Here is a 14,460-nt window from a genome sequence, read left to right on the forward strand (position 1 = left end):
AAAATGTTTTAATACAATGCTACCTAAATTAAAAAAGTTTTTTAAATTATCATCGAAAAAGAGATTATTTATCTTATTTTTCTTTTTTATTTTTTCTGGGTTGTTTATCTCATTATCTTTTGCTTTTAAATCAAAAGATTCTAAAGTTTCAAATGATTATAGTAATGGAATTTCTTTAACAATTAATCCTACTAAAGAAGATGGATCACAAATATTAGAAGAAACATATTCAAAACAATTGTTGCAAAATTTACATAAAAGATTGGAAAATGCTTTTCCAAGTTCAATTGTTTCATCAGCTTATGAAGTTGAAAATGTATGAAACATTGATATTACAAGTATTGCTATAGATAATCTAGAACAAACAAATGAAATTAAAAACATTATTATTGAAAAAAATAATTTAACATTATTACCTATCAATGCAACTTGAAGCTCACAATTATTTAATTCTACTTATAATAATAATTCAGTATTTAATTCAGCAAGCAACTCTTCTGGTAGCTACTCATTAACATTTAGTTCACCATCATTTTACACATGAGCTAAATCTCAAAATTTAGGTACTAAAGTAATTATTTGAAAAAATCTTGAAATTTTAAAAAGAATTGTAAAAAATGCGATTGACAATGAAGGTTATTCAGGAACTTTATATGAATTTTTATTCCTTCAAAATAGAACCCCTGAAAATCAACCAACTACAGACAATGGAACAACATTAAACACATATTTTTTTAAAGACGAATTTATTGATCCATTAACAAATAAATCTTATAAAGCAACAGACTTTATTGTTTCAAAAAATGAATTAAGTGATTTTTCATTATCAGGTCAAACAAAGAAAACAATAACAATTAGCAAAGATTTTGGAGTAGCAAATTCAAATTTATCTTCTAATGATATTGAAAATGAATTTTTAAATGTTGAATATTGAATTTCTACATATAAATTAAATAATTATGTTTTAGCTTCAAGAGTTGCTAATAATGGATCAAATGCATATTTTTTCTTAATGATATCCCTAATAACAATATTTGCATTTGTATCTATATTTGTAGTTATTAATTATGGTTATCTAGGAATATTTGCAATTATTTTATTAGCTGTAATTATTTTCTTGGCATTACTAATGATTAGTGTATTTTTTGGAGATTATGACTCCTTTAGTATTAGTGCAATATTATTAACATTATTTATTTCTTTAGATTTTATTATTACATTTTTATCAAATGTTAAAAAGCAATTCAAATTAGGTAATACAGTTAATAAAGCAGCAAAAAATACAATTAAAAATCATCAAAAAAATTGATATTTAAAAGCTATTTTCTTAACATTATTTGTTGGTATTTTTTATGTTGTAACATCAAGTGTGTTAAATCAATTTTCAATAATTATTTTAATTTCATGTCTTGCAGTTACTTTAGTATTAATACCATGCATGTTTGCTGTGTCTAAATTATTAACAGGCTTGAAATATTTTGAGAATAATCCAAAATCTATAGGATTTATTAAAAATAAAAATGATAAAGAAATTAAACAAAATGTCGAAAAAGAAATCACAAAAGACTCTACATCTATCGAAATTCTTGAAGCTAATAACGAGAAGAAAGAATTATTAGAAGGATCTATTATTGAGTTTGCAAATCAAAATGAAGAAAAAAAATATAATAAATTTGAAAAATCTATTACATCAAAAAAATGAATATTTATTTTCTTTGGAATAATTTTAATTTCTGCTATTTTAATGTTGGTTGGTAATTTTATAAATACAGGATATACCATATTTAATGGATGAACTTTAAACAATACAATTCCTAATCAATTTAGTATGAAAATAAGTAAGATTGATAATTCATTATTTACTAATGAAGAGATATCATCTATTAAGCAAATATTATTTAATAATGGTATTCAAGAAAAAAACATTAGTATTTTCGATCTTCAGACTTTTTCAATTTTGATGAATACAACTTTATCAAATGCAACTATTAATGATATTAGTCAACAATTAACTAATTTATATAATTTAGTTATTATCCCTTCTACTATTATTAGTTCAGATACATTCTTAATTATGAGATTTACAATGTATGGTATTTTGATTGCTTTAATTATCATTTGTGCTTTAGTTTTAATTTGAATGGATTGAGTAAAAACATTGGTACTATTCCTATCATTTATTATTTCAGGATTAATAATAACATTTGTTATATTAGTAGGAGGGGTTAAATTTAATTTAATTTCAGCAACTGCAATAATATTCTCATTTGTATTATTATTATCATCTATGTTGTCATTTTTATCAAACATACATCACAAGTTAAAATTATCTAGAATTGAGTTATTAACAAAAGATAATATTAAAAAAATTGTTTATTATGAGTTTTTCAAAATGATTAAATTATTTTTAATTTTGAATGCAATTATTATTTTCACATTTGTATTATTTGTTGTATTATATGGTTCTTTACCTTGACAATTATTATTATTAAATATAATATTTGAATTTATTAATATATCAGTTTTATTATTATTTGTACCAAAAATGTTAATAAGTCTTGAATTGCGAAAAGCTAGAATGATGAGAAAAATTATTAATGATAATTTCTGAGATACAGAAAAAATTAAAGAACAAAGCTTTAAAGGAGTTAATGATATTAAATAATAATATTTAAATATTTGAATATTTAAATTGTTATAATTATTATTACTTTTAAATAGTGATAAAAAATCCTTTTTAAAAGGGTTTTTTATTTACATAAATAAGGAGCTAATAGTGATTCAAAAACCCCGAGGAACAAAAGATATTTTTGGTTTAGATGCAAAAATTTACCAAATGATTTTTGATTCTTTTGAATCTCTTGCAAGAACATATAACATTAAAAAAATAATAACTCCCACTTTTGAATCATTTGAATTATTTCGGGATTCAAACGGCGAATCAAGTGATATAGTAACAAAAGAAATATATAAATTTAAAGATTATAATGATCGATTATTAGCTTTAAAACCAGAAGGAACCGCATCTGTTGGACGTGCTATTATTGAAAATAAGTTATATAGTGATAGCAATTATAATAAGCTATTTTATATTGATTCAATGTATCGCTATGAAAAACCACAAAAAGGAAGATTAAGACAGTTTTATCAAATAGGTGTGGAATTTACAAATAATTTATCTGATAATACAATTATTGATGTAATTGTTCTAGCTTCTTCTTTATTAGATAAATTAAAAATAAATGATTATGTTTTAAATATTAATAGTATAGGAACTAAAGAAGAAAGACAATTATATATTGATGAATTGAAAAAATATTTTACAAAACATCAAAATCAACTTTCAGAAATGTCTCAAAAAAGAATTAATATTAATCCATTAAGAATATTGGATGATAAGGCAGATTCTCAATTAGATATTGTGAAGAATGCTCCTCAAATTTGTGATTTTTGATCTGCGACAACTAAGGAACAATTTAATAAGATATTAAAAGCTTTAGATTCATTAAAGATTTCTTATCAAATAAATTATTCTTTAGTAAGAGGTTTAGATTATTATTCTAATATTGTTTTTGAGTTTATATCAACATCAAATTTATTAGGTTCTAAAGTAACTGTCATAGGAGGAGGTTGTTATCATGATTTAATTGAAAATGATAGCAATATCCAAATTAATGGTGTAGGATTTGGGGTTGGAGTAGAAAGGTTATTTGAAATAATTAAACATGATCAAAAATACCAGTTTTTAGAAGAACCAATTAATGTTAATTTTCTAATAGAAAATGAAGAACAAATGAAACAAATTAGGCCTTTAATTTATCAATTAAGAGCAAATGATATTATTGTAGAATATAATTATCAATTCAAAAAATTCAAAAAATTACTTAATGATGCTCAAAAAATGAATTCTCAGTTAATTGTTTTCCAAGAATTAAATCAACATCAAACAAATCAATGAACAATCAAAACAAAAGCAAACAATAATATAGATATTAGTTTTAATGATCTTTATGAAAAAATAAAAACTATTTTATTAAAAGGTGAATAAATTATGAAAAAGTATCAAAATATTGAAATAATAAATTTTAAAGAAAACACAAAAGTTACTTTATATGGATGAGTGCAAAATATTAGAAAAATGGGTAATTTTAATTTTGTTGATTTAAGAGATAGAACAGGAATAGTACAGTTAATATTTAAATCTAAAATTGATTTTACCAAAGAATCAGTTATCAAAGTTGAAGGAATTTTAAAATTAAGAAAATCACCTAATAAAGAGATACCCACAGGAATGTTTGAGGTAGAAGTTGAAAATTATGAAATATTATCAAAATCAAAAGAAATTCCTTTTGAAATTAAAGATGATTTAAATGCAAAGGAAGATACAAGATTACAATATCGTTTTTTGGATTTGAGAAGACCTAAAATGTTTCAAAATCTTTTATTGAGACATCAAGTTATTAAAGCAGCTAGAGATTGATTCCATAACAATGGATTTTTAGAAATAGAAACTCCAATTTTATCTAAATCAACTCCTGAAGGAGCTAGAGATTATTTGGTTCCAACAAGACATGATGGCAAATTTTTCGCTCTTCCTCAATCTCCTCAATTATATAAACAATTATTAATGATTTCTGGAATAGAAAGATATTTTCAAGTTTCTCGAGCATTTCGTGATGAAGATATGAGAAAAGATCGTCAACCAGAATTTACTCAACTAGATATAGAAATGTCTTTTATAACTGAAGAAACTTTATTTACTTTAATGGAACAATTATTTAGTTCTATCATGGAAGTAGTAAATGCAAAAATTAAAACTCCGTTTTTAAGAATGAAGTATGATGATGCTATTGATTTATATGGAAGTGATAAACCTGATTTAAGATATGGTTATCAATTAAAAGATTTAAGTAAATATTTTAAAAACACATCATGTGATTTATTTAAAAATGCTGAATCAATAAAATGTTTAATTTTTGACCAAGAACTTGTTAATAGCAATATCAAAATCTTGGAAGAAATTGCTTTAAAAAACAAAACAGATAAATTAATTGCTATTAAAATAGAAAATCAAGAATTTAAACAAAATTCTTTAAATAATGCAATTGAAAAAGAATTGAAACAAATCATTAATGACTTTAAAATTACAAATGCTACTTTATTAATTACCCGAGGTAAATATCAATCTACAACACAATCTTTAGGTGCTGTTAGAACTAAACTAAATGAATTATTTCATTTAGCATCTAATGAATATCAATTTGTTTGAATTGTAGATTGACCAATGTTTGAATTTGAAGATGATGTTATAGCTCCAGCTCATCATCCTTTTACTTCTCCAACTTTAGATACAATTCAATATCTAGATAGCGATCTTTCTAAAGTAAAAGCAAGATCTTATGATTTAGTATTAAATGGATTTGAATTATCTTCGGGGTCAATTAGAATTCATGATTCTCAGTTACAAAATAAAATGTTTCAAGTTTTAAATTTATCTCAAGAAGAAATTGATCATAAATTTGGTTTTTTCTTAAATGCCTTTTCTTATGGAGTGCCTCCTCATGGTGGAATTGCTTTTGGAATAGATCGTTTAGTTATGATTTTAGCTCAAGAAAATTCAATTAGAGATGTAATCGCCTTTCCTAAAAATGCTAATGGAATTGATGTATTATTTAATTCTCCTTCAAGTGTTAATGAAGATCAATTACAAGAATTAAGTTTGCAAAAAATTAAAAAATAAATTATTATTATTTGTTTTTTAGTTCATACTTAATTGTAGGTAAAGATTTAATTTCTTTCATATCTTTTTCAAGAATACTTAATCTTTGATCAACTTTTTGATTGAATTCCTTTTGTTCTCTATTAAACTTTTTTTGTTCTTTCACAAATTCATTCATATCTTTCATAAACTCTAATACTTTATCTTCGAAATTTTTAGAATAACTATTTGTTTTATTTTTCCCTTGAATGTACCTTCATATTGACCAGATGCATGATCAATTTTAATTAATTTTATCTCATGCTAATGGAGCTGGTAAATCTACATTTTTGAAAATATTATCAGGTGAAATTGAACCTACTTCAGGGGAAGTTTATGTTGATAAAAATCAAAGAATATCTACTTTGGAGCAAGATCACTTTAAATATAATGATTATATTGTTACAGATTTGGTTATTAAAGGTAATGAAGTATTAAGTAAAATAAAAGAAGAAAAAGATGCTATATATATGAATCCTAATTTAGATGAAAAAGATTATTCTAGGGCAGCTGATCTAGAAGAATTATTCGGTCAATTAGGTGGATGGAATGCTGAAAATGATGCTAAGAGGTTCTAATGTAATTATTTTTGATTAACCTTTAGATCATTTAGATTCAGAAAGCATTGATGCAGTAATAGAAGCTATAAATAGATATCAATCCGTTGCAATTTTTACAACATATAATAGAGTTTTAATTAAAGAAGCTAATGTTATTCTAGAAATTAATAGTAATTCTTCATTTATATTTAGAGACAACTTGTATGAATTTAAAGAAAAAATGAATTATTAAATATTTTATTTATTAGCAGTTGTTGTTAATCAAAATGAATCTAGCACTTTAAATCTATTTGTTAATCATTTTTTTAGAAAGACAGTTGCTTCTTTTTGAGTTGTACATTTTCATGAACCTTCGGGTACTAAAATATAATAGCAATCATCCCAACTACATGTTTCATTTAAATTTTTATTATTTTCATGTTTAAATTGGAGGATTTTTTCTTCAATATAAGGGCCTATATTATGTCATTTTTCGTAGTTTCTTTGATAATTATCTACATATAAATCTGATATAGTATCAATATATTTTAGCATTTTTTCTAAAACTTTATTTTCATTCATACCCAATCATTTTTCTTTGATTTTTTCTTTAATTTTGTTTGATTTATATAATAAAACTAATCATGGATTATTAGAATTAGCTGCATATAAATTATTAGTATTAGCATCTTCATAAGGTTTAACAATTCCAAATGCCATATCAAAATCTCATGGAGCTTGAAATTTTAGTTTACCATCTCCTGTTTTGCTGCAATCAATACTCATAAAAAAACTAGATTGATCAACATCCCGATCACAAGCTATTTCTTGCAAAATAAGAACAGATGCTGCGGAATCAATATCTAATACATTTTCCAATGCAATTTCAGGATCTGTAACTGTTTTTGATAAGACAATACCAGTTTTTTCTTCATTAAATTCTCAACATTCTTTATTAATAATGGCTTTATAACAAATTCGATAGATATTCTCTAAATAATTTTGAATAAATTTTCTTTGTTCTTCTGTGTAAATTTTGCTCTTAATAGAATATTCATATGTAGAAACAGTAACAAAAATGTTTTTATTAGGATTTTCATCAGGAGATAAAGGAGCTTGATTATTGTAATTAATTGTTATTTGATTTAAAGTTGGTTCATATTTTGAATAACAATCAAATTCTAGTAAATACCCAATATCTGTACCTTTATAATCAGTTGAAGCTTCATCAATATCTACTCTACCTGAAGCAATTTCATTTTGTTCACATAATAAATAGACTCCTCAATATTCGTTATTAATATAAACTTCTACATTAACAAAATCACTTCCATATAATCCGGTGTTTTTATATAAAATTTGACCTAGATATAATCCTAAATTATTTCTTAACATTGAAACATCACGTCAATTAGCTAGAAGAACTCAATCTTTTGATGAATAATCATGGTTTAAATGAAACATTGATTGTTTTTCAGTGAATTTAATTTTCAATGGTTTCTTGTCATAAGCTGTTGTTGTATTACCTCTAATTTTCACTTGAGCAGATAAATCTTCTATTTTGGAATTTTCATCAAAATTTTCTAATGAAATAGTTGCATCATGATAATCAAATTCTTGTTTTTGAAATTGATATCAACCTACACCTGATGGATCTGTATGATAAACATATGTATCTTTATGTTCTTCTGCAAAATTAGTACAATCTACTGTATTAATTCTTATTACAGGCATTTTTTTATATATATGCGGATCATAACTATATATATTAATAGGTTCTTCAGCAGGAGGAGTAATTGGTTGATCAATAGGAGGTGTATCTGGGTTTTCTCCTGGATTAACATCTTGAGTTGCACTTGAACAAGAAGTAATTACAAATGGAGTTAACAATATAGAAGAAACACATAAGAGATCAACTAATTTATTTTGATTAAATTTTCTTTTCATAATATTTAAAATACTAACAAAAAATTATTGTTTATTCTATTTAAATTACCTATAACTTTATAATTTAATGAATCTCTATTTTTTAATTAAGTTAATGAATCTCTATTTTTTAATATTGATTTTTATTTTTATTAAATTGCTTTTTTGAATAAATCTAAACTAGATTTTCAATTAAAAATTCCTCTTGGAATTTTGTTAATTTTATTTTGAGTATCTAAAATGTCGCTACATGATAATTGTGAAAAATCTGTTCCTTTTTTTCAAAATCTTCTAATAATACCATTTACATGTTCGTTCTATCCTCTTTGATAAGAAGTATATGGTTCACAAAAATAAACATGACATTTTATTCATTTAGCTGGTAAATCGATTTTTGAAAATTCAATTCCATTATCGATAGTAATTGATTTCACATATAAATTATTTCTTTTTATTAATTGATAAACTTTCGAATTCAATTTCATAGGATCTTTAGTTTTAATTTTTTCAATAAAGACCATTCTAGTTTTTCTTTCTTGATTAAATAAAATATCAATCAAAAAGCGTTCATTATGAGATAATCTATTTAGTTTTTTAGACATCCTTTCGCCTTTTCTGGTTGGAAGGATTTTTTATATAAAAAAATCACAACCCCAACCTTTAATAATTTTAATAATTATTGGTGTTGCGATTGTGATTACAATTTGGGAAAAATAAATTATTATTTGTTTTTTAGTTCATGTTTAATTGTAGGTAAAGATTTAATTTCTTTCATATCTTTTTCAAGAATACTTAATCTTTGATCAACTTTTTGATTGAATTCCTTTTGTTCTTTCATAAAATCAACTACTGAATTATTAAATTCTTTTTGTTCTTCATTAAACTCTTTTTGTTCTTTTATAAATTCAGTCACATCTGACATAAACTCTAATACTTTATCTTCAAAATTTTTAGAATAACTCATTTGTTTCATTTTTCCCTTGAATGTACCTTCATATTGACCAGATGCATGATCAATTTTAATTAATTTTATCTCATAAGATTGGGATCTAGCAAAAAAATCATTTAAAGTTGTTTTACGAATAAAGCCTTCTTGAATATTAGTTATATAATTTTTCTTTTTTGTCATAAATTTGTTAATTAAAATTTAAAACACTTTTACAAAATGTAAAAATGCTTTTTTGCGATTGTGATTACAATTTGGTAAAAATAAATTATTATTATTTGTTTTTTAGTTCATGTTTAATTGTAGGTAAAGATTTAATTTCTTTCATATCTTTTTCAAGAATACTTAATCTTTGATCAACTTTATGTAGTCTTTGATCAACTTTATGGTTGAATTCCTTTTGCTCTTTCACAAATTCATTCATATCTTTCATAAACTCTAATACTTTATCTTCAAAATTTTTAGAATAACTCATTTGTTTCATTTTTCCCTTGAATGTACCTTCATATTGACCAGATGCATGATCAATTTTAATTAATTTTATCTCATAAGATTGGGATCTAGTAAAAAAATCATTTAAAGTTGTTTTACGAATAAAGCCTTCTTGAATATTAGTTATATAATTTTTCTTTTTTGTCATAAATTGGTTAATTAAAATTTAAAACACTTTCACAAAATGTAAAAATGCTTTTTTGCGATTGTGATTACAATTTGGTAAAAATAAATTATTATTATTTGTTTTTTAGTTCATCTTTAATTGTAGGTAAAGATTTAATTTCTTTCATATCTTTTTCAAGAATACTTAATCTTTGATCAACTTTTTGGTTAAATTCCTTTTGTTCTTTCATAAAATCAACTACTGAATTATTAAACTCTTTTTGTTCTTTCATAAAATCAACTACTGAATTATTAAACTCTTTTTGTTCTTTCACAAATTCATTCATATCTTTCATAAACTCTAATACTTTATCTTCAAAATTTCTAGAATAACTCATTTGTTTTATTTTTCCCTTGAATGTACCTTCATATTGACCAGATGCATGATCAATTTTAATTAATTTTATCTCATAAGATTGGGATCTAGTAAAAAAATCATTTAAAGTTGTTTTACGAATAAAGCCTTCTTGAATATTAGTTATATAATTTTTCTTTTTTGTCATAAATTTGTTAATTAAAATTTAAAACACTTTTACAAAATGTAAAAATGCTTTTATTTTTATACAGATTTTAATTTTAAATAATTCAATAATCATTAAAAAATAATTTTTGGTATTGAACTATAATCATCATAGACAGAATCTCATTTTAATCTGATTTGACCATCTTTGCCTAATTCGATTTCGCCTTTTTTAACTTCATCCATTTTAGCAATAATTTTATTTTTGATGATTGTATCTGAAATATCATCTGCAATATTAGCAACTGAAGATATTCCTGAAATAACTGATGGCACTATTTCACTAATCCCAAAACCTGCACTTATTGTTTTTTGTTCTTCTAAAGACATTGGATAAAATGCTTTGAATTTCATAAAATTCCTCCCTTAATATTAAATAAAATAAAAATTAATATATTAAATTTTTAGATTCATGAATCAAAAGATTTTTAACAATAAATATTATATCAAATTATTACATTTTTAGATTACCAAAAGTTCTTGGGAATGGAATAGCATCTCTAATATTTTCTACACCTGTTACATACATAACAAGTCTTTCAAATCCAATTCCAAATCCAGCTGAACCTGCATCTCCAAATTTTCTTAAGTCTAAGTATCATTTCATATCTTGTTCAGAGATATTGTAATATTTCATTCTTTCTATTAACTTATGACAATCAGCTTCTCTTTGAGAACCTCCTATTAATTCACCAACTCCAGGTACTAATAAATCAAAAGCCGCCACAGTTTTTCCATCATCATTTAAGTACATATAAAATGCTTTAAATTCTTTTGGATAATTAATAATAGCAACAGGAGCTTTAAAATAAACATCAGTTAAATATTTTTCATGTTCAGTTGCTAAATCTAAACCAAAATGGATATTATTATCTTCAAATTGAACGTCTGCTTTTTGCAATATTTCAATTGCTTTTTGATATTCAATAATTTGTAATTCTGAATTTAAAAAATGATCTAATTGTTTTATTAATGTGTGATTAGATTTTTCATCTAAAAACTGAAATTCTTTTGGATGTTTTTTTATAGTATTTTTAATTACATTTTTTAAAAGATCATTTGCTAGTTGAATAATCTGATTTAAATTATAAAAAGCAACTTCGGGTTCAATCATTCAAAATTCAGCAGCATGTCTTTTGGTATTAGATTTTTCAGCTCTAAATGTTGGTCCAAATGTATAAATTTTGCTAAAACCTGTAGCATAAGCTTCACCATGCAATTGTCCAGTAACTGCTAATGTAGCTTTTTTTGAAAAAAATGGCTCTTTATTTTCATCATCAACAATAAATTGTTCTCCAGCTCCTTCACCATCATTTGAAGTAATAATAGGAGTATGTACATATATAAAATCTTTTTTTTCAAAAAATTTATGAATTTCTTGAGCTAATGTTGAACGAATTAACATAATAGATCTTAAATAATTAGTACGATGTCTAACATGAGGTATTTCTCTTAAAGTTTCTAAATTGATTTCTTGTCTTTGAATTGGATAATCATCATCTGTTGGCCTAATATTTTGAGCTTCAACTGCTTTGATTTCACAAGGTTGAGGTGCTTGAGGAGTTAATTTAAATTGACCCTTTACAATAATAGCTGAACCGATTTTTCATTTAGCAACTTCTTCTAAATTAAATTGTTCATTGCTTAAAACAATTTGTAAATTGTCAACAGTTGAACCATCATTTAAGCTAATGAATCTAATTTTGTTATTTCCCCGATTAGAACTAATTCAACCTTTTACTTCAATTTCTTGATTATCCTGACATATTTCCATGATATTTTTAAAAACTATTTCCATTTTTATCTCCTTATAAGAAAAAAATACTTATTATTTAATATAAACATTATATTAAATGATAAAATAAAAAATTATGAATTATAAAGCTTTTTATCGGACATATAGACCAACAAGTTTTGATGAAGTTGTTGGGCAAGATCATATTGTGAAAACTTTAGTTAATTTAATTAAAATGGATAAAATTTTCCATGGATATTTATTTTCAGGTCCTAGAGGAACAGGGAAAACCTCTATTGCTAAGATTTTTGCAAATGCAATTAATTGCATTCATGCTAATAATAAAGAAGATATTTGTACAAGATGTAAAGAAAATGTTAATAAATCTTTAGATATTATTGAAATAGATGCAGCTTCTAATAATAGTGTTAATGATGTGCGGGCAATTAGAGAACAAATAGAATTTGCCCCAACAAATAGTCCATATAAAATTTATATCATTGATGAAGTTCACATGCTATCCAAAGGTGCTTTTAATGCTTTGTTAATGACTTTAGAAGAGCCGCCAAAGCATGTAATTTTTATTTTGGCTACAACAGATCCTGATAAGATTCCAGATACTATTTTATCTCGTGTGCAAAAATATAATTTTAAAAGAATTAATAAACACATTATTGAGAAACAATTAAGATTTGTTTTTGATCAAGAACATATTTCATATGATAATGAATCAGTAGAAATGATTGCTAGTTTGGCAAATGGTTCTTTAAGGGATGCTTTATCAATTGCTGATCAAATTAATGCATATTCCAATTCTCAAATAACTTTTCAAAATATCATCGATATTTTTGGTTTAAGTACTATAGAATCTCAAATCCATTTGATTAATTTACTGGCTCAAAAATCTATTGCTAAATCATTAGAATATTTTGATTTATTAGTAGATAATGGCATTGATATTAATAAATTTATTGTTTCATTAATTAATCTTTTAAAAGATTATTTAGTATATCAAAATACTAATAATGTTCATTTAGTAGAATTAAAAGATCCTAAAATTTTAAATTCAATTATTTTAAAACCAGAAATTGTTTATAAAGTTTTAGATGTTTTAATTGAGTTATTAGAAAATATTAAATATTCTGATATTCCTCAACAATTATTCCAATTAGCAATTATTAAAATTTGCTCATTTGAAGGATCAAGTATTGATGTTGAGAAAAAAGATCTATTAGCAACTTCTACAACAACCAACCAATTAGAAATTAAAGCAAAAAAAGCGAATGTTGATTTTTCAACTAGTCAATATCGTGATATTACAGATGAATATTTTGCTTCACCTAATTTAGATCAATTAAAAAATACCACTCCATTAGAAACAAATGAACAAATCATTCCTAATGTTGTCTTGCCTAATAAAGAACATGAAACAAAAACAATTTTGGCAGATTTTTCAAATCAAAAAATTGCTGATGCTTTCCAAGATATTTCTGATAATACTTCTTCGACATCAATTCTTAATAAAAGCATTAATCATACAATAGAGAAAAAATTAAATGATTATCAAGAAGATTTAGATACTTCACTATTAAATTTAAATGAAGATTCTACTAATGAAAATATTATTGATCAAACTACTGAATTACTAAATATTTCTCATGAAAAAGATGGTTCAGCTCAAGAAATTAATGAATCATTACTAAGAGGTTATGATACAAATAAACAAATTTTTGATACTAATGAGTTTTATCCAAATAAAAATCAAAATGAAACTCAAAATTTAAACAATAACAAAAGTATTAATGATAGCGAAACAGAAACAAAAGAATTTAATTTTAATCAAAATGATAAAAAAACAAATGCAACTCCATTAAATCAAGCTACTAATTTATCAAAACAAAATATTATTAATTTATTTTTATTAGCAAAAAAAGACACATTTGAAATTTTTAAGAAAAAACTAGAAAAAGCAAGTTGTGATGCAACAGAAGAATATGATGTTTATTCTGTTTTAATTAAAGAAGTAAGATTCGTTTCTTCATCTAATGATTATATTTTAGTATCATCAAAAGAAGATTGAGTTATTGAAGATATTAACAGCAAATGTAATGAATTAAAATTCAAAGAATTTATTAGCAAATATTTTGGTAATAATATCCATTTTTTTGCAATTAAAAAAGATGATTACAATTTATCTAAAGAACTATTTAGTGAATTGAAAAAAAATAAACAAACACCTCCTGCTGTTCCACTAGAAGCTATTGATCATTCAATGAGTGTGCAAAATAAAAATGATCATTTATTAAATGATGTCGAATCAAAATCAAAGATGATATTTGGTAATTTGTTTTCTCGTAAAAAAGAATAAAGGAGTTAATC

The 14,460-nt window shown here is 23.8% G+C and carries 13 protein-coding genes and 1 pseudogene; 5 read left to right on the plus strand and 9 right to left on the minus strand.

Annotated elements, in window-relative coordinates; translation table 4 throughout:
• Positions 1-100: 100 nt before the first annotated feature.
• From ACJA29_RS01260 to aspS, 3 genes are all read left to right on the plus strand, one after another.
• Positions 101-2,665 carry a hypothetical protein gene (locus ACJA29_RS01260; protein ID WP_406602814.1) on the plus strand — a complete coding sequence of 855 codons (2,565 nt, stop codon included), beginning with the start codon at positions 101-103 and terminating at the stop codon, positions 2,663-2,665.
• A gap of 111 nt (positions 2,666-2,776) precedes the next feature.
• Entirely contained in the window at positions 2,777-4,048 is a 1,272-nt protein-coding gene (gene hisS / locus ACJA29_RS01265; RefSeq protein ID WP_406602815.1) for a histidine--tRNA ligase, read from the plus strand.
• Positions 4,049-4,051: 3 nt separating this feature from the next.
• Positions 4,052-5,740: an aspartate--tRNA ligase gene (aspS, locus tag ACJA29_RS01270; RefSeq protein ID WP_406602816.1), complete on the plus strand. Its 1,689-nt coding sequence runs from the start codon at positions 4,052-4,054 to the stop codon at positions 5,738-5,740.
• Between the two features lie 7 nt (positions 5,741-5,747).
• Here aspS and ACJA29_RS01275 read toward each other — a convergent pair whose 3' ends face one another.
• Positions 5,748-5,906: a hypothetical protein gene (locus ACJA29_RS01275; protein ID WP_406602817.1), complete on the minus strand. Its 159-nt coding sequence runs from the start codon at positions 5,904-5,906 to the stop codon at positions 5,748-5,750.
• A gap of 115 nt (positions 5,907-6,021) precedes the next feature.
• On the opposite strand from ACJA29_RS01275, the pseudogene ACJA29_RS01280 reads away from it, so the two are divergent.
• A pseudogene (locus ACJA29_RS01280) lies at positions 6,022-6,327 on the plus strand (ATP-binding cassette domain-containing protein); the annotation flags it as partial.
• Between the two features lie 24 nt (positions 6,328-6,351).
• Here the strand turns inward: ACJA29_RS01280 and ACJA29_RS01285 are convergent.
• The 8 genes from ACJA29_RS01285 to asnS all read right to left on the minus strand — a co-directional run bounded on the left by ACJA29_RS01285 (position 6,352) and on the right by asnS (position 12,144).
• Positions 6,352-6,516, minus strand: a complete 165-nt coding sequence (locus tag ACJA29_RS01285; protein WP_406602818.1) for a hypothetical protein — start codon at positions 6,514-6,516, stop codon at positions 6,352-6,354.
• A gap of 39 nt (positions 6,517-6,555) precedes the next feature.
• Positions 6,556-8,244, minus strand: a complete 1,689-nt coding sequence (locus ACJA29_RS01290) for a CotH kinase family protein (RefSeq protein WP_406602819.1) — start codon at positions 8,242-8,244, stop codon at positions 6,556-6,558.
• A gap of 296 nt (positions 8,245-8,540) precedes the next feature.
• A complete protein-coding gene (locus tag ACJA29_RS01295; protein ID WP_406602820.1) occupies positions 8,541-8,825 on the minus strand; it encodes a hypothetical protein in 285 nt (94 codons plus the stop codon).
• 119 nt (positions 8,826-8,944) lie between these two features.
• Entirely contained in the window at positions 8,945-9,352 is a 408-nt protein-coding gene (locus ACJA29_RS01300) for a hypothetical protein (protein WP_406602821.1), read from the minus strand.
• Positions 9,353-9,443: 91 nt separating this feature from the next.
• On the minus strand, positions 9,444-9,809 hold the full coding sequence (locus ACJA29_RS01305; protein ID WP_406602822.1) for a hypothetical protein: 366 nt from the start codon (positions 9,807-9,809) through the stop codon (positions 9,444-9,446).
• 91 nt (positions 9,810-9,900) lie between these two features.
• Entirely contained in the window at positions 9,901-10,329 is a 429-nt protein-coding gene (locus tag ACJA29_RS01310; protein WP_406602823.1) for a hypothetical protein, read from the minus strand.
• Positions 10,330-10,421: 92 nt separating this feature from the next.
• Positions 10,422-10,700 carry a hypothetical protein gene (locus tag ACJA29_RS01315; protein ID WP_406602824.1) on the minus strand — a complete coding sequence of 93 codons (279 nt, stop codon included), beginning with the start codon at positions 10,698-10,700 and terminating at the stop codon, positions 10,422-10,424.
• Positions 10,701-10,800: 100 nt separating this feature from the next.
• The gene (gene asnS / locus ACJA29_RS01320) at positions 10,801-12,144 is read right to left on the minus strand and encodes an asparagine--tRNA ligase (RefSeq protein ID WP_406602825.1); all 1,344 of its coding nucleotides are present in this window, start codon (positions 12,142-12,144) and stop codon (positions 10,801-10,803) included.
• A 73-nt stretch (positions 12,145-12,217) separates the two neighbouring features.
• Here asnS and dnaX point away from each other — a divergent pair, with 73 nt between their 5' ends.
• Positions 12,218-14,449 carry a DNA polymerase III subunit gamma/tau gene (gene dnaX, locus ACJA29_RS01325; protein ID WP_406602826.1) on the plus strand — a complete coding sequence of 744 codons (2,232 nt, stop codon included), beginning with the start codon at positions 12,218-12,220 and terminating at the stop codon, positions 14,447-14,449.
• The last annotated feature ends 11 nt before the right edge of the window (positions 14,450-14,460 follow it).

Source organism: Metamycoplasma sualvi, from assembly GCF_045276925.1.
Taxonomy (GTDB): Bacteria; Bacillota_I; Bacilli_A; order Mycoplasmatales; family Metamycoplasmataceae; genus UBA710.